This window comes from Neisseria sp. HMSC067G12 (assembly GCF_001812725.1).
Lineage (GTDB): Bacteria > Pseudomonadota > Gammaproteobacteria > Burkholderiales > Neisseriaceae > Neisseria > Neisseria perflava.
In genome coordinates, this window is sequence record NZ_KV810182.1 from 401659 (window position 1) to 423539 (window position 21881).

General features: G+C 47.9%; 22 protein-coding genes. 9 read left to right on the top strand and 13 right to left on the bottom strand.

Translation table 11 applies throughout. From position 1 onward, the window contains the following. Positions 1-106 precede the first annotated feature (106 nt). Both edd and HMPREF2871_RS01950 read left to right on the top strand, forming a co-directional pair. Positions 107-1942 (top strand): phosphogluconate dehydratase, encoded by a 1836-nt coding sequence (gene edd, locus HMPREF2871_RS01945; protein ID WP_004519344.1) that lies wholly within the window; start codon positions 107-109, stop codon positions 1940-1942. 90 nt (positions 1943-2032) lie between these two features. Further along, on the top strand, positions 2033-2671 hold the full coding sequence (locus tag HMPREF2871_RS01950; RefSeq protein WP_003745733.1) for a bifunctional 4-hydroxy-2-oxoglutarate aldolase/2-dehydro-3-deoxy-phosphogluconate aldolase: 639 nt from the start codon (positions 2033-2035) through the stop codon (positions 2669-2671). A 66-nt stretch (positions 2672-2737) separates the two neighbouring features. On the opposite strand, the gene HMPREF2871_RS01955 is transcribed toward HMPREF2871_RS01950, so the two are convergent. The 8 genes from HMPREF2871_RS01955 to HMPREF2871_RS01985 all read right to left on the bottom strand — a co-directional run bounded on the left by HMPREF2871_RS01955 (position 2738) and on the right by HMPREF2871_RS01985 (position 12029). After that, the gene (locus HMPREF2871_RS01955) at positions 2738-4342 is read right to left on the bottom strand and encodes an NAD(P)-binding protein (RefSeq protein ID WP_049335410.1); all 1605 of its coding nucleotides are present in this window, start codon (positions 4340-4342) and stop codon (positions 2738-2740) included. Between the two features lie 67 nt (positions 4343-4409). Beyond that, positions 4410-6101 carry a DUF4178 domain-containing protein gene (locus tag HMPREF2871_RS01960; protein WP_049335408.1) on the bottom strand — a complete coding sequence of 564 codons (1692 nt, stop codon included), beginning with the start codon at positions 6099-6101 and terminating at the stop codon, positions 4410-4412. A gap of 97 nt (positions 6102-6198) precedes the next feature. Continuing rightward, positions 6199-8025 (bottom strand): hypothetical protein, encoded by a 1827-nt coding sequence (locus HMPREF2871_RS01965; protein ID WP_049335405.1) that lies wholly within the window; start codon positions 8023-8025, stop codon positions 6199-6201. A 173-nt stretch (positions 8026-8198) separates the two neighbouring features. Beyond that, positions 8199-8780 (bottom strand): hypothetical protein, encoded by a 582-nt coding sequence (locus HMPREF2871_RS01970; RefSeq protein WP_224783366.1) that lies wholly within the window; start codon positions 8778-8780, stop codon positions 8199-8201. Between the two features lie 25 nt (positions 8781-8805). Continuing rightward, positions 8806-9189, bottom strand: coding sequence for an adenosylmethionine decarboxylase (gene speD, locus HMPREF2871_RS01975; RefSeq protein ID WP_049335402.1), 384 nt, complete (start codon positions 9187-9189; stop codon positions 8806-8808). Continuing rightward, positions 9186-9332, bottom strand: a complete 147-nt coding sequence (locus HMPREF2871_RS11845) for a hypothetical protein (RefSeq protein WP_162837292.1) — start codon at positions 9330-9332, stop codon at positions 9186-9188. The genes speD and HMPREF2871_RS11845 overlap by 4 nt, the downstream gene beginning before the upstream one ends. A gap of 1 nt (position 9333) precedes the next feature. Then, a complete protein-coding gene (locus HMPREF2871_RS01980; RefSeq protein WP_224783367.1) occupies positions 9334-10854 on the bottom strand; it encodes a DUF4178 domain-containing protein in 1521 nt (506 codons plus the stop codon). 161 nt (positions 10855-11015) lie between these two features. Further along, entirely contained in the window at positions 11016-12029 is a 1014-nt protein-coding gene (locus HMPREF2871_RS01985; protein ID WP_049335400.1) for an SPFH domain-containing protein, read from the bottom strand. A 430-nt stretch (positions 12030-12459) separates the two neighbouring features. Here HMPREF2871_RS01985 and HMPREF2871_RS01990 point away from each other — a divergent pair, with 430 nt between their 5' ends. Next, on the top strand, positions 12460-13290 hold the full coding sequence (locus HMPREF2871_RS01990; RefSeq protein ID WP_039861962.1) for an outer membrane beta-barrel protein: 831 nt from the start codon (positions 12460-12462) through the stop codon (positions 13288-13290). A gap of 201 nt (positions 13291-13491) precedes the next feature. On the opposite strand, the gene HMPREF2871_RS01995 is transcribed toward HMPREF2871_RS01990, so the two are convergent. Then, on the bottom strand, positions 13492-13890 hold the full coding sequence (locus HMPREF2871_RS01995; protein ID WP_039861961.1) for a DUF350 domain-containing protein: 399 nt from the start codon (positions 13888-13890) through the stop codon (positions 13492-13494). Positions 13891-14095: 205 nt separating this feature from the next. On the opposite strand from HMPREF2871_RS01995, the gene HMPREF2871_RS02000 reads away from it, so the two are divergent. Next, entirely contained in the window at positions 14096-14848 is a 753-nt protein-coding gene (locus HMPREF2871_RS02000; RefSeq protein ID WP_049344393.1) for a CPBP family glutamic-type intramembrane protease, read from the top strand. Positions 14849-14921: 73 nt separating this feature from the next. Here the strand turns inward: HMPREF2871_RS02000 and HMPREF2871_RS02005 are convergent, their stop codons facing one another. Then, complete coding sequence (locus HMPREF2871_RS02005) at positions 14922-15269, bottom strand: cupin domain-containing protein (protein ID WP_003686176.1); 348 nt, start codon at positions 15267-15269, stop codon at positions 14922-14924. A gap of 174 nt (positions 15270-15443) precedes the next feature. Here HMPREF2871_RS02005 and HMPREF2871_RS02010 point away from each other — a divergent pair, with 174 nt between their 5' ends. Continuing rightward, positions 15444-16334, top strand: coding sequence for a DMT family transporter (locus HMPREF2871_RS02010; protein WP_049344395.1), 891 nt, complete (start codon positions 15444-15446; stop codon positions 16332-16334). An 18-nt stretch (positions 16335-16352) separates the two neighbouring features. Further along, the gene (locus tag HMPREF2871_RS02015; protein WP_003745709.1) at positions 16353-16709 is read left to right on the top strand and encodes a SpoIIAA family protein; all 357 of its coding nucleotides are present in this window, start codon (positions 16353-16355) and stop codon (positions 16707-16709) included. A gap of 157 nt (positions 16710-16866) precedes the next feature. On the opposite strand, the gene argS is transcribed toward HMPREF2871_RS02015, so the two are convergent. Beyond that, positions 16867-18780: an arginine--tRNA ligase gene (gene argS, locus HMPREF2871_RS02020; protein WP_049344397.1), complete on the bottom strand. Its 1914-nt coding sequence runs from the start codon at positions 18778-18780 to the stop codon at positions 16867-16869. Positions 18781-18933: 153 nt separating this feature from the next. Here argS and HMPREF2871_RS02025 point away from each other — a divergent pair, with 153 nt between their 5' ends. Together HMPREF2871_RS02025 and HMPREF2871_RS02030 are read left to right on the top strand one after the other, a co-directional pair. Then, entirely contained in the window at positions 18934-19470 is a 537-nt protein-coding gene (locus HMPREF2871_RS02025) for an isochorismatase family protein (protein WP_004519326.1), read from the top strand. A gap of 13 nt (positions 19471-19483) precedes the next feature. Beyond that, positions 19484-19984: a GNAT family N-acetyltransferase gene (locus tag HMPREF2871_RS02030; protein ID WP_004519325.1), complete on the top strand. Its 501-nt coding sequence runs from the start codon at positions 19484-19486 to the stop codon at positions 19982-19984. Positions 19985-20040: 56 nt separating this feature from the next. On the opposite strand, the gene tehB is transcribed toward HMPREF2871_RS02030, so the two are convergent. Further along, positions 20041-20910: an SAM-dependent methyltransferase TehB gene (gene tehB, locus HMPREF2871_RS02035; RefSeq protein WP_039861960.1), complete on the bottom strand. Its 870-nt coding sequence runs from the start codon at positions 20908-20910 to the stop codon at positions 20041-20043. A gap of 12 nt (positions 20911-20922) precedes the next feature. Further along, positions 20923-21312: a PH domain-containing protein gene (locus HMPREF2871_RS02040; protein WP_004519323.1), complete on the bottom strand. Its 390-nt coding sequence runs from the start codon at positions 21310-21312 to the stop codon at positions 20923-20925. A gap of 126 nt (positions 21313-21438) precedes the next feature. Here HMPREF2871_RS02040 and rnhA point away from each other — a divergent pair, with 126 nt between their 5' ends. Beyond that, positions 21439-21876, top strand: a complete 438-nt coding sequence (rnhA, locus tag HMPREF2871_RS02045) for a ribonuclease HI (protein WP_049335392.1) — start codon at positions 21439-21441, stop codon at positions 21874-21876. The last annotated feature ends 5 nt before the right edge of the window (positions 21877-21881 follow it).

Sequence of the window (21881 nt, forward strand, 5' to 3'; positions counted from 1 at the left end):
ATTATTCATTCCCACAGCTCAAGGCCGTCTGAAGAAAACACCCAATACAAAAATCAGAAACGCGCAAACAAAATCCCTATCATATCGTTTAGCCAGGAGACCGCACATGAACCCCACTCCTATTCACCCGAAACTCGCCGAAATTACCGAGCGCATCATCGAGCGCAGCCGCCCGACGCGTGAAAAGTATCTGGCGAAAATCCGCAGCGCCAAACAGATGGGACGCTTAGAGCGCAACCAGCTCGGCTGCAGCAACTTGGCACACGGCTATGCCTCCATGCCTAAGAGCATCAAAATCGAAATGCTTCAGGAAACCGTCCCCAACTTAGGCATCATCACTGCCTACAACGACATGGTTTCCGCACACCAGCCGTTTAAAGACTTCCCTGACCAAATCAAAGACGAAGCACAAAAAAACGGCGCGACCGCCCAAGTCGCCGGCGGCACGCCCGCCATGTGCGACGGCATCACGCAAGGCTACGCCGGCATGGAATTGTCGCTGTTTTCCCGCGACGTGATTGCCATGAGTACCGCCATCGGTCTGTCGCATCAAATGTTTGACGGCAGCTTGTTTATGGGCGTATGCGACAAAATCGTTCCGGGCTTAATGATCGGTGCGTTGTCTTTCGGTCATATTCCTGGCATCTTCGTTCCGGCAGGCCCGATGTCTAGCGGTATCGGCAATAAAGAAAAAGCCCGTACCCGCCAGCTTTTCGCCGAAGGTAAAGTCGGCCGCGACGCCTTGCTTGAAAGCGAAATGGGCTCTTACCACAGCCCGGGTACTTGTACCTTCTACGGTACCGCCAACTCCAACCAGATGATGATGGAAATGATGGGCGTACACCTGCCTGCTGCTGCCTTCGTCCACCCTTATACCGACCTGCGCGAAGCACTGACCCGCTACGCAGCCGGACACCTCGCACGCGGCATCAAAAACGGCACCATCAAACCATTGGGCGAAATGTTGACCGAAAAATCCTTCATTAACGCCCTGATCGGCCTGATGGCAACCGGCGGCTCGACCAACCACACCATGCACCTCGTTGCTATGGCGCGTGCTGCAGGCGTGATTTTGAACTGGGACGACTTCGATGAAATTTCTTCCATCATCCCATTGCTGATCCGTGTGTACCCCAACGGCAAAGCCGACGTAAACCACTTTACCGCTGCCGGCGGCCTGCCTTTCGTTATCCGCGAATTGCTGGACGCAGGCCTGTTGCACGATGATGTCGATACCGTTGTCGGACACGGTATGCGCCACTACACCAAAGAGCCTTTCCTCATTGACGGCAAACTTGAATGGCGCGAAGCCCCTGAAACCAGCGGTAATGAAGACATCCTGCGCAAAGCCGACAACCCGTTCTCCCCAGACGGCGGTCTGCGCCTAATGAAAGGCAACATCGGTCGCGGCGTAATTAAAGTGTCCGCCGTGCGCGAAGGCTGCCGCATCATTGAAGCACCCGCCATCGTGTTCAACGACCAACGCGAAGTATTGGCCGCATTTGAACGCGGCGAGTTGGAACGCGATTTCGTCTGTGTTGTCCGCTACCAAGGCCCGCGCGCCAACGGTATGCCCGAATTGCACAAACTGACCCCTCCTTTGGGCATCCTGCAAGACCGCGGCTTTAAAGTGGCACTGCTGACCGACGGCCGTATGTCCGGCGCGTCCGGTAAAGTTCCGGCCTCTATCCACATGACGCCTGAAGCCCTGATGGGCGGCAACATCGCCAAAATCCGTACCGGCGACTTGATCCGCTTCGACTCCGTTACCGGCGAACTCAACGTCCTGATCAACGAAGCCGAATGGAACGCCCGCGAAGTCGAACGTATCGACTTGAGCGCGAATCAACAAGGCTGCGGCCGCGAACTCTTCGCCAACTTCCGCAGCATGACCAGCAGCGCAGAAACCGGTGCCATGAGCTTCGGCGGCGAATTTGCCTAAACCCTTTTCAGACGGCCTCTTAAAACAATCAGGTCGTCTGAAACCATGTTAACGACCCTATTACGATACAGTCCCCAACGGAGACCTAAAATGTCTAAACTGACCCCTCGTGAAATTCTGACTGCCGGCGCAGTTGTGCCGGTAATGGCGATTGACGACTTGAGTACTGCCGTCGATTTGTCCCACGCCCTTGTCGAAGGCGGCATTCCCACCCTCGAAATCACCCTGCGCACCCCTGTCGGTCTCGACGCCATCCGCCTGATTGCCAAAGAAGTTCCTAACGCCATCGTCGGCGCGGGTACGGTAACCAATCCCGAACAGCTCAAAGCCGTCGAAGACGCAGGCGCGGTTTTCGCCATCAGCCCGGGTTTGCACGAATCCCTCGCCAAAGCCAGCCACAACAGTGGCATCCCCCTGATTCCGGGCGTTGCCACTCCTGGCGAAGTCCAACTGGCTTTGGAACACGGCATCGACACCCTCAAACTCTTCCCTGCCGAAGTCGTTGGCGGCAAAGCCATGCTCAAAGCCCTGTACGGCCCTTACGCCGATGTTCGCTTCTGCCCGACCGGCGGCATCAGCCTGGCAACCGCTCCCGAGTACTTGGCGCTGCCTAATGTCTTGTGCGTCGGCGGCTCATGGCTGACCCCAAAAGAAGCCATCAAAAACAAAGACTGGGATACCATCACCCGTCTGGCTCGCGAAGCTGCCGCTTTGAAACCAAAAGCCTAATCAGGTTATTAAGTTAAAAGAGAAAAGGCCGTCTGAATATGATTTCAGACGGCCTTTTTATATCAATTAAGCCAATACTTTCCGCGCCGCTTCCACACCCCAATACAAAGCCTCTTCAAACACCGAATAGCTGCTTAAGTCACTGTGTGCAAATAATAATCCAGTATTTCGATTTCTGATTTTTAATAAAGCCTCATCGCTTAAATAGCCGGGTTTCGGCACGCTCATGCCATGCCCGCGAACGGTAATGTCAACATGGGAAACATGCCGCCAAAAGCCTTCGCCGTAAGCGGTAAGCAGATCTTGTGCGGCAAACTGGAGCAGCTCTTCATCGCTTGCTTCAAGCAGCTGGCGGCGGACGGCTTGTGGCGTATCGTGATTGAGCGCGGCGTAGGCGGTAAAAATCGTACGTTCAGGACGGGCAACCCGGATAAGCTGGTTGGTCGCAACAACATAGCCCAGTCCTTGGCTGCCGTAAACCACATTGTCCCACGCAAGTTCGCTGTTGTTTTTTTCTTTCGGAAAACTGTGCAGTTCAAAATTGGAAACCAGCCATGGCGCGTATTCGGGAATATTCAGACCAAATTGTTCGGGAGATTCAATAATGTGGGCGGCAACCATCAGCGGCATGGCGGAGATAACGTGTTGCGCGGTGACGGCAACGGTTTCCCCTTTTGCATTATCACGCAGCCACACTTCAATCCGGCCGTCTGAAAGCGGTTTGATTTTGACGGCAGAAGCATTAACCGAAGCAGGTTTCTCCAAACGGATACTGTTTTCAGACGGCCATTGCCAGCCTTCCTGCAAATCGGCATGACGGCGCAGGTTTTCAGAAAGATGTGCCAAACCTTCGGGCCAAGTGAGGACAGTTTCTGCATTGTTGCGGGCGGCAAAATAATGCAATCCGGCAAAGGCAGATACTTGCCCGATGCCTTGTCCGTAATCGTCGCGGCAACAATAATCGAGATACCACAAAAGCTCGGGCGAATGGTAACCTTCCTGATCAAGCCATTGTTGAAACGTCAGATGATCGAGCTTTCGCCATGTTTCATCTATCGATGACAGCGCAATCGGAATGGCAAAAATTTTCTTACCGTCATTGCCGTAAGCCTGTTTCAGACGGCCTATCAAATCAAAAAACCGTTTGGAATCCGCATCTTCTTTCGGCAATAAATGTTCTACCCATTTATCCTGATATAAGAGGCGCGATTCGGGCGCATAGACCAAATCGGTTTCCCTAAAGCTGCCATCCGACTGCAAAATACCGAAATCCGCCAACATCTCGCGCACATACACGCTTTCTTTCGACGGCAAAGCCAAATAATGCGCACCGCTCGGCGCTTTCAGGCCGTCTGAAGACGTATAGGCGGCATTGTTGCCATTACGTTCAAACCCTTCTGCCAACAATACATCGCGGTGATTATGCTTCGCCAAATACCACAATGCTCCCAACCCAGCCGCACCGCCGCCGAGTATCAACGTATTGCATTCATAACGACGGGTCGGCGAACTGAGCAATTCCCCGTCACGCAACAAATGCCCCAACGGCAAGCCGACACGGTTAATAGAAACCGGCGGTTTGCGGTTGAGGTACTTATAAGTCTGCCAAGAGAAAGCAGAGGCGGCACCAAGCACGGCGGTATAGCTGAGAAATTGACGGCGGGTTAGCATGTTTTATAAAAAGGTCGTCTGAAAAAATAAAAGTAAAACGATACAACGAGGTTAAGCAGATCTCACGTTATTTATGCCCTGCCGAATAACCATGATAGGATCTGCCGGAATGCGATGAATCACTGTCTTCCGCTTGGACATAGTTGAATAAGACGGTAAGAAAAATGATGAAAGCAAAGAAAATAATCATCCCTACCCGTTCTTCTTCGTAATCACGATCGTTTTTATATCTGTCAGAAATCCATATCCATACCAACGCACACAGACTGACCACTATACCGACAGGACTACGTAGATGCGGCGACAGCCAGGCCGGAAGGTTGACGATGATAAGAATCAGCATAGCAATGATACGGGCTACATTATCTCTACTCCCAACATTTCTATTGTCGCCCTTCAGCCAGTAAGAGAGCATCTCCTTAGTATCAAAAGACAGACCGAATGCCTTTCTCATTTGACGGTAAGACACAGGACTGCTTTTACTCCAGACAATTTCGTCCTTGCTCTGCTCGGAACACAGAATGACATTCCGGCCATAACTTTTCTTGCCGCTATATTCCTTGTAATGAAGCAAATCGCCTTGTTTGACTTTCCAATAAAAAGCACCAGCCGCTACCTCGACCTGCCCGCGGTAATGATCAATCAACATTTCACCGGCAGGATTGCCACTTGAATCAAAGTCCGGCCATGTTTGTAAGGTTTCTGACAGCCGCCAGCGTTTTCCAGACTCAATCAGCCAGGCAAAACCTTGTTGAGTGTTATAAAGCAGATATTCCGTCCAGTATTCGGACTGATTTTGATTATAGGACGATATCTCGACAAATCTTACAGCCCCGATAATCAGATATTCTGTATCGTTCAGACGGCCTTTCGTACCAATGGAAAGTGTGAACAGATTTTCTTGTTCTTTCCTTTGGGCATTTGCCTCCATCAACGCAACAGTATCTTTTGTCGTATTCAAACTGCTGCCGCAAGACTGACATAAAAGGAAAGAAGTAACACCCCTTGGCCAATGAACAGGAGAGCCGCAATGCGGGCAGTTTTCAGAAAGAATCTCTCCTTTCAGACGACCTGCACTTTCATGGATTTCATCATCACTGCGCTTATTTTCCAGCTTCAAACTGTCCAAACTGACTATGCGTCCGAAGTAGGAGTCCATTGGAAACGTCGAATAATCCAAGGTCAAAAACAAATTGCCCCGTCGCCAGTCGCAAACCTCGCCTGCCGCTTGGTTCTCAGATAAGTTGAACGGCAACTCGCCTTGCGCATCGGTATTACGGTAATGTATGGTGCGGACATCTGACGCAATAAAGGTTTGGCCATTAAAGATCAACGAACTGGAACCGGCTTTCACCGACTTAAAATTTTTCGGCCCCCGTCTCCTCTTCTGGGCAAGTAAACATGTCATCACATATAAATCGCCAACCTCGGAAAGCCAGCCGGTCTGCCCGTCATCAAACAAGACATACCATTCATTCCATGCGCCGACATCGTAATGCACCTGCAATCGCCCAATCAGCGTAAATTTCCGATCATCAAAAACGCCTCGCGTTCCAATCTGCAACGGACTGAAATCTTCCAGCAACGCAGAATCACGCCCTGAATTGGCAACAAAATATCCGCTCCTCCCCTTACCGATTCTAGCAACCAGCATACTGTGACAATGGCCACACACCAGCGTCACGGCAGTAGCGGAATACGCCTCCACAGGCGCACCACAGCTTGGGCAATCGGTTTTAAAAAAAGGCGTTTTTTCCATATAACGTCAATATTTCAGTTTAATCAGAACAAGGTTTAAGACCGTCTGAAAACAGCATATGCAAGACTTCAGACGGCCTCTTAATGAAATGTTTACATCAATCTTGTTGAACTTTCGGAGCTTCTTTGAAACGTTTCTTGTTAAGCAGCGTGTCGGCAAAATATGTGAACCGTTTTTCTTCGTTCATATTGCTCATGACATAGTACACCTGTTTGCAACCAGGTTCGTTCAAGATAATCGACTCGGCATCGTTAGTTTCTAGAATGCCTGATTTCTTTATGGTTTTGCTGATGTTTTTGATACATTGCCAGTATGCTGCTTCGCGTTTGTCATCATTTTTTATCAGTTCGAAGGATCGTTTCACCTCTTTCCCTTCTAATACTAACTTATAGGAAAACTTAACCAAGGAAGGCCCCTCTTCATATTTATCTTTTGAAGCTAATAGCTCTTCTAAAGTTTGACCCTGAATTTTTTTTAAGAAGGTACGGTAATACAGAATACACTGAGTATCGCTTAGCCAATCTATTCCTTCTCCTTCTTTACAACGAGCTCGTAGTTCAGTAAGTAATTCATCTATACTTTTTTTCTCTAACTTGTCCATTTCAGGCTGTATTTTTTCAATCAAGATTAACCTCAGGGCAGTAGAAATTATCTTTTTCTGCTTCTGTTCTTCTTCCGTACCCGAGAAGTCACTTTCGATATCTGGATAGTCTTGTTTTATAGTGCTCCTGAAATTTTGCCAAGGTGTTTGGGCATATTTTTGAGCCAAGCTTTTTTTGGTTTGTAAGACTTCGGGCGATTCTTCCAGCTGCTTCCGCCATGCTATTCCTGATAGCTCTTCATCGATGAGAAATTTCTCGTTTTCTTCCTGGCTTTGTTTGACTATTTTGTGGAAAATTTTGCTTTCAACCGCGACATTTAAATCCAGAGGAAACTCCAATTGTTTCATAATGTTATCGGTAACGGCACATTCGGGATAAAAACCGAGATAAAACTCCGGCTCGAAATTTTCTTCAAAGCTGTCCATTTGGGTAACCGAGACTTTTTCTCCGATTTTTTTTACACACTGCCTATATTCGGAATCGAGTTTACCGTAGTCTGACATTAATTCTCGATTTATTTTCTCCAAAGCAGATCCAAGGGTAAAACGATAAGCTTCAAATAAAATAGGAACAGGCATATGCTCGCCGTCGTTATACTGTTTTTCCATCTCCACTAATTCGGATAGTGTTTTTTTCGAGAGTTTTTCTTTTAAAACATGATAATAGACTTTACACGAAGGGATATAGCCCCAAGTATCCTCCTTGCAGATTTGCGACATCTTTTGGGTCAGCGTTTCAATATTGTTCGCTTCCGATTCTGCTATAAACCGTTTCGCTTTATCAATAAAGATACGTTCGATGGCTTCTTTTTTTGCATATTCTTCTGACGTACTGTCTGTGTAAAGGAAATGGACAGATTCCTGATAGAGTGCGGCAGGATAAAACTTTTTCCAATCTATTTCTGAGTATTTCTTTTCTAGTTCTGCTTTAAACCGCATAACCTGTGCCTCAAATTTTTGATTGGTGGCTTCACTTTCCTCATTTTCCCTCTGCCATTTGCGTAATGGTTCTGCGGAATTAGCAGCCGTCCACGCAGCGATACAAGAAAATAATTCCGCATTATCTTGGTTGAGCATTAAAAGGTCATCGGGATACGCAGCAATCATTTGTTGATCTCTGCTGTTTTCCATATCAACGCCTGCTTTCTCAAATACTCTGTCTTTCAAACATTGCTCTTTTTTTGCTTGGGCTTCGTCAAGATGTTGGAAATAATATGCACGGTCTTTCACCGTTGAAGCATGAGGAACCGAAGGATGATGACTGACACATGCTCCTAAGGTGAGCATGGATAAGGCAAAAATGATGGAAGTACGAACATGCATTTCTGATTTCCTTAATCAGGATATTTTAAAAATGTAAGATAAAGCCGTCTGAAAACGGATTGAATATGCTTTCAGACGGCCTGTCTTTTAATAAAGAATAAGTTAAATCTTTTTTCTTGATTGTTCTGCCATATGATGAACTTTGTTTTTTTCTTTAACTAAAGCCAAGTTTACTAATCGGCAAAAAATTGTACATCTCTCTCTTTTACCCATCCGGTTGGGCAAACGCCTTTTGCGACAATAAGCAACTGACCTTCATTATCAACATGAGTGGAAAGACGACATTTTTTGCCTTTGGGCGGTTTGATTTTCCATTCAGTCGGGAAATCGGTAGGTTTGGTGCAGTTGTCAGGCAGGCCCATATCATGACAACTGATTTGGTTTTCTTTGATTGCCAAAGGTACTTTTTTTACTTTTATCCAAGAGTATCCTTCTTCGGTATTTTTGCTGTCATTACCGACAACGCAAAGGTATTGCATATGGTGCAATTGAGTGATTGAAGATGCTTTATCGTCCGGTTGAGCTTGCAGGGATGCGCCTTGGTTATTACTGACATAAACTTGATTACGGCAATACTCGGTACGATCATGTGTTAATTTTTTTGCTTCGGCACTTTCCACTCCAAGCAAAAACAAACCTGCAAGCAAGTAAATAACCAATGGCAAACTTCTGTTTCTCTTCCAATCTTTTATTTTAAGCATTTTGTTTAAAAGCCTTTTTATACAAAATTTGTTATCTAATTTACTATCAGCCAATTTTTTCCAGACGGCCCGACAGATTTTATTGTTCAACCGATGGTTGTACATCGTCCAGTATACCTTCGCCACGTTGCACAACCGTCCAAACAGCCCTTGCTGCCACCAACTCCCTGCACAAGATTTCCTTCACTTTTTCCAATTTCATACCGCCGCAAATAAATGCATCAATAGCAGCGAAGCGGTGTTCAGGCCAAGTGTGGATACTGATATGGGACTCGGCGAGCAGCAAAACACCGGTTACGCCGCCTGCGCCACCGAAGGTGTGGAAGTGTTCGGTCAATATGGTGGCTTCTGCAGCCTGTGCGGCAGCCACCAAAGCGGTTTTCAGACGGCCTTCATCTTTTAAGATGGCTTCATCGCAACCGTATAAGTCCAATAGGCCATGATTACCGGGCGCATGGGTCATTTATGGCCTCCGGAATAACCGCTGCCGCCATAATAGCCGCCGGAGTGCATACGCGAGCCGTCGGAATCGGAAGAGCCGTAGCTGATGATCATGGAGATGACGATGATGATGGTACTGAAAATGATGTAAGTGATTCTCGACATGTTAATCCTCGTCCTCGTCTTTTTTGCCCATGGTCCACAACAACCAGCATCCTATAAAGATGACGGTAAGTGCGGCAGAACTATCGCCGGTCAGAAGCGCAGGGAGATTGACGACAACCAGGATGACGGTCATTATGATTCTTAATGATTTATCAATGCCGTCCGCCGCCATGTTTGCAGTGTAATGCGGAGCTTGGCTGGTCAGATTAAACGCGTCTGCAATCTCCCGATAAGCAATTGGGGCACTTCTAGTCCATGCCATTTCGTGACTGTTTAGTTCGGAGCCAATCTTACGGCTTTGTCCGTCTCTGTAATCGCTGTAATAGTTCAAATCACCGTTTCGGACACGCCAATAAAACGCTCCGCTGGCAATCCTGACCCGTCCGCCATAGTCATAAAGTTTGCCATAGCCTTGCGGTTGGCGGTTGCGGTCGAGGCGCGGCCAATCGTTCAAGGTTTCGGAAATATTCCAACCTTCATCAGCTTCAACCAGCCATAAGAAACCCTGAGTTGGGTTGTAAAGCAGATACTCTGTCCACTGCCCTTCTGGTGCCAATGTATGTTTGGCACCTTTGAACAAGTTATCAAATGTTTCCTGCGCATCTGTTTCTAAATATCTAATTGCGCCGATAACATGAAACTCTTTATTTTTCAGACTGCCTGTCGAGCCGACAGGCAAAGTAAACATCGTATTTTGCGACAAACGCAGATTATTGGCGGTAATAAGCTCCGCTTTATCTTTGCCGACTGCCAATTCGCTGCCGCAACTTTGACAGTTCAGATGGGAAGTCAGCCCGTTTACCCAATGAATGGACGAGCCGCAGTTAGGACAGTTTTCTGAAGTAATACTGCCTTTCAGACGGCCTGCGCTTTCTTTAATTTCATCTTCGTGGCGCGTGTTTTCCAGCTTCAAACCATCTAGGTTTACCATCCGCCCGAAGAAGGCTTCGGGAGTTTTATTGTTGTAATCGAGCGTGATGAAAAGGTTTTCGCAACGCCAGTCGGAAACCCGATTTTCTGTATCCTCTTTCAAAACAAACGGCAATTCGCCCTGCGCAGCCGCATGTTTCAAGCTGATGTTGCGGACATCGGAGGCAATATAGTGCTTATCTTGAAAAGTCAGCTCGCTAAATCCGGCTCGCGTATCTTCAAATTTCGGCGGATTATCGATTTCGACCGGCATGGTCATCACATACAAATCGCCCGCCTCAGAAAGCCAACCGGCTCTGCCGTCGTCAAACAGCGCATACCATTCATTCCACGCGCCATCGTCGTATTGCACCTGAAGCCGTCCAACCAAGGTAAAGCGTTGTGCGACAAATGTGCCGCTGGTTCCGATTTGCAGCGGACTAAAATCTTCCAGCAATGCGGAGTCGCGGCCGGAGTCGACAACGCCGTTATCTTTCCGCACCAGCATGCTGTTGCAATAGCCGCACACCAGCGTCACGGCAGAAGCAGAATGCGCCTCGACAGGTGCTCCGCAGCTTGGGCAGTCGGTTTTGAAGAAAGGAGTTTGAGACATGGGTTTGCTTTTTCAGAATGGGTTGGAGTGTTTCAGACGGCCTTAACGTTTTTGAAGTCGGACAGGCTTAATCAAATCATTTGAAAGGCCGTCTGAAACCTTTTCATAGAAGCAGCTCAACGCTTCTTTTGAATGATATTTTTCAGACGGCCTTCAATTGATCAACCAATCAGCTGTTTCAACACTTCAGCCTTGGCTTTGTCAAAATCTTCTTGCGAAATCAAACCGCCATCCAGCAAAGACTTGAGTTTCACCAATTTAGCCTGCGGATCTTCGGCAACCGGCTGAGCATTTTGCTGAGCCTGTTGCGCATTCGGCTGCATCATGCCAGCCATGGCACCCGCCATCGCCTGACCAATACCGGCACCTACGCCCAAACCTGCACCGATTCCGGCAAGTCCGCCTTCATTTTGTGCCGCAAGCGGAATAGATTCGGCGGTTTGATATTGGGTGTAGCGTCCCAAATCGCCGATAACACCCATCGAAATTTTCTTATCCAACGCAGCCTGAATAGACGCGGGCAAAGTAATGCTTTCAACAGTGAAGTTTTCCAGTGCCAAACCCAGCTTGGCAAATTCCGCGCCAAGCAATTCGCCGATTTTTTGCGACAGCAAAACTTGGTTCGCCGCCATATCCAAGAATGGGATACCGGAGCTGCCGAACGCGGCCGCCAACTGGGTGACTGCGATATTGCGCAGTTGGTTTTCCAAGTCTACGCCGCTGTATTGCGCCGCCACACCACTGACTTCTTTAAAGAATTTTGCCGGATCGCTGATGCGGTAAGAATACATACCGAACGAACGCAGTTGCACCGCGCCAAACTCAGCATCGCGCACGGTAACTGGTTGAGACGTACCCCATTTTCGTGCGAGCTGTTGTTTGGTATTGAAAAAGTAAACATCCGATTTAAACGGAGACTCAAAAAGCTTGTCCCAGTTTTTCAAGTTGGTCAGCACTGGCAGAGTTTGCGTATTGAGCGTGTAACGCCCCGGACCGAACACGTCCGCGGTTACGCCTTCATCGACAAACATCGCCATCTGCGCCTCACGCACAGTCAGGCTTGCACCGTTTTGGATCTCCTCATCGGCAATCGGAAAACGCCACATCAGCAGGCTGTCATCGGGATTCGGCCATTGAATGACGTCGATAAACTGTTTCTTGATAAAGTTGAACATCGCAGTTCCTTATTTGAAGAAGAAAGGATAACTTATGGGCAGTCAGGTCAATTTGCCTAGTCGGTTATATCGCTTATTTTATATAAATAGAATGTCATACGATATTAACATTCAAAATGTCTTTATGCATGGGAATAGAGTGGGTGGCTGCATATACTTTTATCGCAAACTAAATAATAACTATATAGATATTAACTTTTGAAAACTTCGAAATTAAACCTCTTACCGACTCAGTTTTACACTATTTCCAGGTTTTTTATCCATACTGTCTCATAAAAAAGACAAATATTTGCGATAAATCATTAAAGAATATAATAAAAGTAAATATATTACCCCATCAGCATTGTTAATGTTCATTAAATATTATAAACTTTGCCATGCAATAACATTAAATTATCACACTGATTTTCCCAAACTAAAAGGAATTTACATGAAAAATTCTGCTCATTTCTGTCTTGCTGTGTTAGCACTGTCTGCTGCAGTAGGCGCACAGGCTGCCCGCCCTGTTGAATTTACCGTTGGCAGCGAATATTACAACGAAACCTATCGCGAATATGAACAAGATGGTAGTCGAATAATGCAACAAAAAGGCAACCTGTGGTCTATTAATGCGGGGGTTAAATACCGTTTCAACGATCGCCATGCGGCAAAATTGGAAGGCCGTTATTCCCGTGGTAAATCAGATTACACAGGAAGCTTCCAAAATGGATTTGGTGAATCCACAGGTTATGGTTCTGCCACACTCAAAAATGCACCTCGCCGCGCATACGATATCCGTGCCTTATATGAATATACACATCCAATTAACGATCGCTTTAGCCTGACTGCCGGTGCAGGCTTGGGACACCGTGTTCTGAGAGATTTGAGCCGACGTGTCGATCCTGATGATTATGACCGCAAAAACCGAACCACATATGCGCAAATCAATGCCGGTGTAAATATCGCACTTCCAGCAAACTTTGAGATTGCTCCTCGTATTGCCTACAATCGTGCCGTTAAGGGCCGCCAGTATTCTTACGAGCCAGATCGAGAAGAAACCAGAATGAAACAAGGCGGTGGACAAGGTATTGAGGTTGAAGTACCTGTATCTAAAAAATTCTCTAACGGTTCTAAAATCAGTCTGACCCCGTTCTATCGCGGCTGGAAAGTCAAAGATTCAAACTTCACCGTTACAGAAGACTATGGCTTCATTCAATTGGGCGCGATCGAACCTAAAAACCGCACCCGTGAAACAGGCATAAGATTGCAATACTCGTTCTAATTTAGCAAACTTAAGTAGTTAAAACATTTCAGACGGCCTTGTATATAACAGGCCGTCTGAATTTTTTGATGCTTTCAGAATTTCACTATAACGCCAATACCATCAGACATAAGACCTTATCAGTCAAAAAAATCTACCGATAATTTTTCTAGGTAGGAGTCAGGAACAGCACATCTTTTGCTATCCAACCGACCATCAAAATCAAGTCAAGCAAGCCGCATTCAAAATGCCGATCGAGATGGACACTGCACCAAACAACGCGCCGACGGCAACATTGTTACCGATGAGTTCTGCGGTAGCGCCTTTAATCATCATTGTCGCAGCGAAATAGACAAAAATCTGAATTACGGCTGCGGCAAGGGCCCACAGGATAAAATCGATGAAGCTGACGCTGTGTGCAATGCTTGAGGCAAGCGTCAGACAAAAACCGACCAACGCGCCGCCAAATGACAAGGCGCAGGCAAGGTTGCCGTTTTTAATCAGGCGCAATTCTTCAACGGGTGTAATCCGCAGATATACGGCAGCAAAAACAACGGTCATGGCGATACCTGCCAACATGTATTGCAGGTAGAGCAGATATTGGGACAGAGAAATACTCACGATAAGATTCCTTGGTTTGCAATAAAGTGATTATGCCATATTTTTGAAGATAAACCCTTCGAAAAATATGGCATTTTTAGAAGCGCTTCAGGCCGTCTGAAACGGTCTGATTTTTAATTCATGTTTTATTGTGATAATCGTTGACGATTTTTGTATGTTTATGTAACTATTGCGCACCGTTATTTATTAGAGCAAAGAGGAGAATATGAGCATACTCGCCGCTATCCGCCCTAAAGAGCCTTTGCGCCATTTGCGCTGGTTTGACATGCTGATTGTGACCGCTATCCTGTTCGGTCAATTTGCCTACCGTTCTACCCAACTTTATATCGCCAGCCTGATGCCGCAAGTGGAAACAGCCGCGGTTGCCGAAGAGGCGCGCGATACTGCGGTAACCGGCGTGGCTTATTCTGAAAACATGAGCCTGCAGTTGACGCTGCTTGCTATTGCTCTGATTTACCTCGTTATCCGCCGTTTCGACTTCAAACAGTTGCCGATTCGCTTTAATTTAGGCGTATTGTTTTGGACGCCTGTGATTTTTATCCTGATGGGTCTGACCGCCGATGCGGTAACTTCGTTAAGCGGCGGCTACAATTACTTTACCACTGAAATCTTTCAATACATCAAACCATTATCCATCTTCGACAAATTCGCCGCCCTTGCGCCGATGGCCATCCTCTACGGCCTTTTAAACGGCTTTTATGAGGAATTCTGTTTCCTCGGCCTTTTAACCTGCGTGGAAGACAAATACAAATGGCAGGCATTGGCCTATTCAACCTTGGTGCGCGTCTCCTTCCATACTTACCAAGGTATGCTTTGGGCGACCGTTATCGGCGTTGTTTTCGGCTTGATGTACTACTTCTTCTACAAATACAAAGTCAAAAACCTGCTGCCGTTTTTCCTGATTCACGCCTTGGCAGACATCTTCGGCTCCGGCTTCATCTATTTGATTTGCGCTTAATGGTAATGGTTGACTGAATAAACCAGGCCGTCTGAAACATCATTTTTCAGACGGCCTTTTATCATCTATCGGTTTACTTAATCAAAGTAATTGCCACATCTGCATCTTCGGTTGCAACTGCCTCAATCACTGCATCGCCGCCAAACCTCAACACCGAGCCTGCGCCGACCGTATGTTTTTCAGTCTGATTCAACGTTACGTCAAAGCTTCCTTTTCCAACGGCAAAAATCAGCGTTTTAAAACCCGGATGATCGTGCGGCTTAATCTGCTCCCCTTTCTTCATGTCTTTCTTAACAACCATGTAATTTTCGCCGCTGAAAATTTTACCGTTTTCGGAAGAAACCTCTCCCAAAGGCGCGGCAGAAACGGCAACGGAAAACAAAGCAGACAGCAATACAGCAGAAATATTAGATACTTTCATGGCAAGCCTTTCTTAAAACAGGGCTTCCATTCTATAAAAACCCACCTCATTACTCAATAATAATTCTTATTTTCTAATAAAAAGGCCGTCTGAAACCCAACGATATTTTTCAGACGGCCTGATTGACCTGTATAATATTTTCTTACTAATAAAATCGCTTTACATACCCATCAAATGGAAACCATCAGAAAAGATCCGCTCGGCTCGGCATGGGTGGTTATTGCCGCGCTCAGCTTTACCGTCATGAACCTCTCCGTCAAAGCCGCCTCTACACATTTCGGCTTTTCCAGCGGCGAGCTGGTCTTTTGGCGCATGCTGGTCTCCACCCTGTTCTTAGGCATCATGGCCAAAGCGCAAGGCAACACATTTTCCACGCCGCATTGGAAAACCCATCTCAACCGCAGCGTCATCGGCACGCTTGCCATGATGTGCACGCTTTATTCCGTCATACATCTGCCGCTGGCAACAGGCGTCACGCTCAACTACACCTCCTCCATCTGGCTTGCCATCTTTTCATTTTTCATTTTAAAAGAACGAATTACGCTTTATACCCAAGCCATTTTGATTATGGGCTTTATCGGCGTTATCCTGTTGCTCAATCCATCTTTTCAAGGCGGACAGGAATTTGCCGCACTGATCAGTTTGGCAGGCGGCGCCATGTCAGGCTGGGCGTATTTGCAAGTGCGCGAACTCTCGCTTTTGGGCGAACCGGGCTGGCGCGTGGTGTTTTACCTCTCGCTTACCGGCCTGATTATGGGCGCAGTCTGGAGCACCATCACAGGCTGGCATCCGCTGACCGTCTCTTCCCTGCCCTATCTGGCCGGCATCGGCATCTCTGCCATGATTGCCCAACTGGCCATGACCCGCGCCTACAAGGTCGGCAAGAAATTTACCGTTGCCTCGCTTTCCTACCTGACCGTCGTTTTCTCCGCCCTGTCCGGCGTACTGCTTTTCGGCGATAAAATCACTTGGCAGGAAGCCGCCGGCATGGTTATCATTGTTGCAGGCGGCGTGTTCAGCAGCTTTACTCCGGCCTCAATCAAAAAATTTCTGATGAAGCAATAATTTAACAAGGAGAACACCATGATTTCCATCCGCGAACAATCTTACGGCTTAAACGTAGCGCTGTACAACGAGTTCACTTTGGACGATTTCCGCCAATTGGAAGAAGCCTTGTTGGCCGCAAAACAAAAAATCCATCTGCCCGACATCCTGTTGGATTTGTCCATGCTGAAAGACTTCACCATCGATATGGCGGTCGAACAAATCAAATTCCTCAACCAACACGAAACCGACTTTGGCCGCGTTGCCGTCATTACCGACGACATTTGGATCAAACTCGGCGCGCGCCTTTCCAGCCTCTTGACCAACCAACATCCCAAATATTTCAGCGACGCCACCGAAGCACAAGCTTGGTTGTTGGCAAGCAATTTGAAATAAAGACAAGGCCGTCTGAATGCATTACCTGAGCAAATTCAAAACCGCTTAGGCTCAAAATCAACAGCATCACAATATTTTTCAAAGCATAAAAAAGGCCGTCTGAAACCTTGCAACCTGCAACGTTTCAGACGGCCTTTCATCGTTTTTACTCAAAAACTTACATCACATTCAATACATCAATGCCCAACAATTCCAAGCCTTGTTTCAGTGTGTCGCCGGTGAGTTTCGCCAGTTGCAGGCGGCTGTTGCGGGTTGCGCCTTCTGATTTCAGAATCGGGCAGGCTTCGTAGAAGCGGCTGAACAAAGTGGCGATTTGATAGAGGTAAGCGGCGAGGTAGTGCGGATATGCCGTGTCTGCCACGCTTTGCAGTACGTCTTCAAATTTCAACAACTCGGCGGCAAGCTGTTTTTCCAGCGGTTCGGTCAAAACGGTTGGCGCGGTTGCATCCCATTCGCCTGCTTTGCGGAACACGCTTTGCACGCGTGTGTAGGCGTATTGCAGGTAGGGGGCGGTGTTGCCTTCAAACGAAAGCATGGCATCCCAGTCGAACACATAATCGCTGGTGCGGTTTTTACTCAAATCGGCATATTTGACTGCGCCGATGCCGACAACTCGGGCAATTTTCTCTGCATCACTTAATGCTGTATCAGTATATTCCTCTGCTCCTCTGACAATCTTGTCAATCTTATCGATAGGAAGATGATACACAACATCGTTTTCCAAAGTAATTTCCAACTTTTTATTTTCTAAGTTGTACTTTAATTTATTTTTTAAATTATCAGAATTAGTTAAAGAAGAAATCTTTTTTAATCCATCTTCTAATTCTGTTGTTAATTGCCATTTTGGATTTTTCTCTTTTACGACTTGTTCGGCTCGATTGATCGCTTCATCAAGTAAATCAACCAGTTTCACGGTGTCGCCACTGCGCGTTTTGAACGGTTTGCCGTCTTTGCCCATCATGGTGCCGAAGCCGATAAACTCGGCTTTTACATCTTCCGGCAGATAGCCTGCTTTGCGGGAAGTTGTAAAGAGTTGCTCAAAGTGCAGGGCTTGGCGGTGGTCGACGACATACAACAGGCGGTCGGCATGAAGCGTACCGACGCGGTAGCGCAAACACGCCAAGTCGGTGGAAGCATAAAGGAAGCCGCCGCCTTGTTTTTGCACGATAAATGCGGCAGGTTCGCCTTCTTTGTTTTTGAACTCGTCCAAAAACACGACTTTCGCGCCGTCGTCTTCGACTGCCAAACCTTTCTGAGCCAAATCATCGACCACGGGCTGCAAATCGTTGTTGTATGTCGATTCGCCCGCCACGTCTTCTGGACGCAGTTTCAGGCCCAACGTGTCATAAACGGCTTGGGCGTGCGAGAGCGAAATATCGACAAACTGTTTCCACAACGCCAAAACGGTTTCATCGCCGCCTTGTAGCTTCACAACGTATTCGCGTGCAGTGTCAGCGAAGGCAGGATCTTCGTCAAAGCGTACTTTGGCGGCACGGTAAAACTGTTCCAAATCAGCCAGCTCAAACGCGGCATTGTCTTTTTGCTGCTCAACCAAATAAGCGACCAACATGCCAAACTGCGTACCCCAGTCGCCGACGTGGTTTTGACGGATAACGGTGTTGCCCATAAATTCCAACACGCGCGAAATGCTGTCGCCGATGATGCTGGAACGCAGGTGGCCGACGTGCATTTCTTTGGCAAGATTAGGCGAAGAATAGTCGATAACGACGGTTTGAGGTTTGTCGGTTTTTGCTACGCCGAAACGCGCGTCGTTTAAGGCCGTCTGAATGTTTTGGGCGAGGAACTCAGGACGCAGGCGCAGGTTGATAAAGCCCGGGCCGGCTACTTCCGCACTTTCAATCACAGCGTTGTCCGCCAATACTTCGGCCACTTTTTGCGCCAACTCGCGCGGATTTTGTTTGGCTTTTTTCGCCGCACCCATCACGCCGTTGATTTGGAAATCGCCGTGTTCGGCATTCTTGGTCGGCTGCAAAACAACGGGGCTGTCGGCAATGCCTGCGGCGGCAAAGGCTGCTTGGGCTTCACGTTCGACGGTTTGGTATAAATTCATGTTGTCGGTCTCTATCAATTCAAATCAGGCGGTATTTTAAAAGAATTTCGGGCTTTAAAACAGGGCAAGCTGCAATACTTTTCCAGCGGCTTGTTATATGATTGCATTCTGATTCAACGATTTTGCTGTAAAGGCCGTCTGAAAGGAAAAGCCATGAACCCGAAAAATACGCTTTGTCTGATTGTCGATATTCAAGAACGCCTGCTGCCCGCCCTTTCCGGCGCGGATGAAATGTTGGAACGCTGCCGCCTGCTGATTCAAGGTTTGACGGCTTTGGACATCCCCTTTGCCGTAACCGAACAATATCCGAAAGGTTTGGGCAGCACCGTATCCGCCGTATCGCTGCTGTTGCCCGAAGGCACGCCGATTGTCGAGAAAACCCAATTTTCGGCGTTTTTGCCCGAAATTCAGGAAATCTTACGCAAAAACGACATTAAAAACGTTATTTTGATGGGTGCTGAAGCGCATATCTGTATGCTTCAGACGGCCTTGGATTTGAAGGCGCAAGGTTACGCCGTATTCCTGCCTTTCGAATGCACCGCCTCGCGCACAACGGCCAACCGCGACAATGGTTTGGCGCAAATGAGCCGTCAAGGCATTATCGTTTCCAATGTCGAAAGTATTTTGTTCCAACTGCTCGGCGATGCCAAACATCCGGCCTTTAAGACTATCTCCAAACTAATTCAATAACAGGCCGTCTGAAATGCAATACACCATCCGTCCTGCCCTGCGCCAAGACTTGCCCGCCATCGTCGATATTTACAACAGCACCGTGGCCACGCGCCAATCCACGGCCGATTTGTCGCCGACCACGGTTGCCGAGCGTGAAATGTGGTTTGCCGCGCACACGGACAAACGCCCGATCTACGCCCTTTACGATGCCGACGGCACCGTATTGGCATGGGGCAGTTTCAGTGACTACCATCCGCGCTACGCCTACCACATCAGCGCGGAAGTCAGCATTTATGTCCGCCACGATATGCGCGGCGCAGGCGTGGGCAAAATCCTGTTGCGGCACATGCTCGAACGCGCACCGTCCTTAGACATCCACAACGTCATCGCGCTTGTGTTCGGCCACAACTATCCGAGCCTGAACCTGTTTCACCGTTTCGGTTTTGAAGAATGGGGGCGGCTGCCACAAGTCTGCGACTTGGAAACCATGTTGGCAGACGTGGTGATTTTGGGCAAAAGGATTGTGGATTGATTACGGCAAAGGCCGTCTGAAAACTGAATTCAGACGGCCTTTTGACGGCAAAACCTTTATTCCGGTTTCTTCGCCAGCATGGTAACGAATTTAAACTGAATCGGATTGCCGAATTCGTCTTTCGCGTGCATCGAACCCAGCTCTTCCTTGTATTCCACCAATTCCCAATCCTTATAGTATTCGCGCAGCTCGCCCTCACTAAACTTGAACGGGAACGGCATCGGGCAAGGGAAATCTTCCGTATCCATCGCAGACACGATCAGGTTGTAGCCGCCGGGGTTGGTGTGTTCCTTTATATTGGCAATCACGTCAGGAACGTAACGCGGCATCAGGAACATAAACACCACGGTCGCCACCATATAATCGAAGTTTTCCTGAATATTGGCGGCGTTGAGGTCGTATTCAAACGCGCGGACATTCAACTCTTCGATACGCGCCAGCTCTTCCACGTTTTGAACCGCATGGGGATTATTATCGACAGCGGTAACGTCAAAACCTTTCAAACCCAGATACAGCGCATTGCGGCCCTGACCGCAGCCCATATCCAAAACCTTGCCGACAGGTACGATGCCTTCGGCAGCACGGACGGCCGAATGTGTCGCGCTCATGCCGTATTTCTTATTGAAATAGTCTGCCGCCTCGCAGTAAAACGACAGTTGGATTTCCGTGTCTTGCGTTTGCGGCGCGATAAAGTGCCATGCTTGCGGATGGATAATCCAATCATCGCTTTCAGGCGTCAGCTCGTGCGTGGACGTAACATTGCCCGCCTCGTCCACTTCATTGAAGTTCAGACGGCCTTGGAGGACATTGAGGCAGCCCCAAGTACCGGCGGCAGTATTGTGTTTGGACAACAAGGCTTCGGGAATCTCGTCCGCCGTCCACACCGGCATCTGCTTGTAACAAAACAATTCTTGCTGTTCGCTCATCATGTTTCCTTTCTATTTTGACGGTTTCAACACAGCTTCTGCCAAGGCTTTTTGAATGGCAATCACGCTCTTGTCGCTTTTAAATTGCAAGGTTTCGGTTGGCACCTCGCCGGAAGAAACCCAAATCTTCAGCTCGGCATCCAAATCAAAATGACCCGAGGTTTCCACCGAAAAGCGCGATACTGAACGGTATGGAATCGAACGGTAAGACACTTTCTTGCCGGTCAACCCCTGCTTGTCCACCAACACCAGCCGATATTCGGTAAACACAATCAAATCGCGCACCAGGCTGAATGCCATTTTTACCTGTTCGCCATCAATCAGGATATTCGCCAAATCGCGTTCCACCGCATCGGCGTCTTTTTGCGAAGCATTGCCCAAAAGGCCGCTGAACAATCCCATATCTGCCTTCTTTCTATACGAGTGATAAAGCGCAGGGTATTTTACACGCGTAAACCGTATTTGCCGATATTTCAGACGGCCTTATGTTATGATAATGATACCGCCTTATTCGACAAAGACATGCCCATGGATAAACCCGTTTACCTCTACACAGACGGCGCATGCAAAGGCAACCCCGGCGCAGGCGGCTGGGGTGTATTTATGCGCTACGGCACACACGAAAAAGAACTGTTCGGCGGCGAAGCCGAAACCACCAACAACCGTATGGAACTGACTGCCGTCATCGAAGGCCTGAAATCCCTAAAACGCCGCTGCCAAGTCGTCATCTGCACCGACTCGCAATACGTCAAAAACGGCATGGAAAGCTGGATACGCGGTTGGAAAAAAAACGGCTGGAAAACCGCCGCCAAAAAACCGGTTAAAAACGACGACTTATGGAAAGAGCTGGATAGTTTGGTTCAACAACACGATGTCCGCTGGACATGGGTAAAAGGCCATGCCGGACACCCAGAAAACGAAAAAGCCGACGAACTTGCCAATAAGGGCGCGGCAAAATTTTTATAACATTT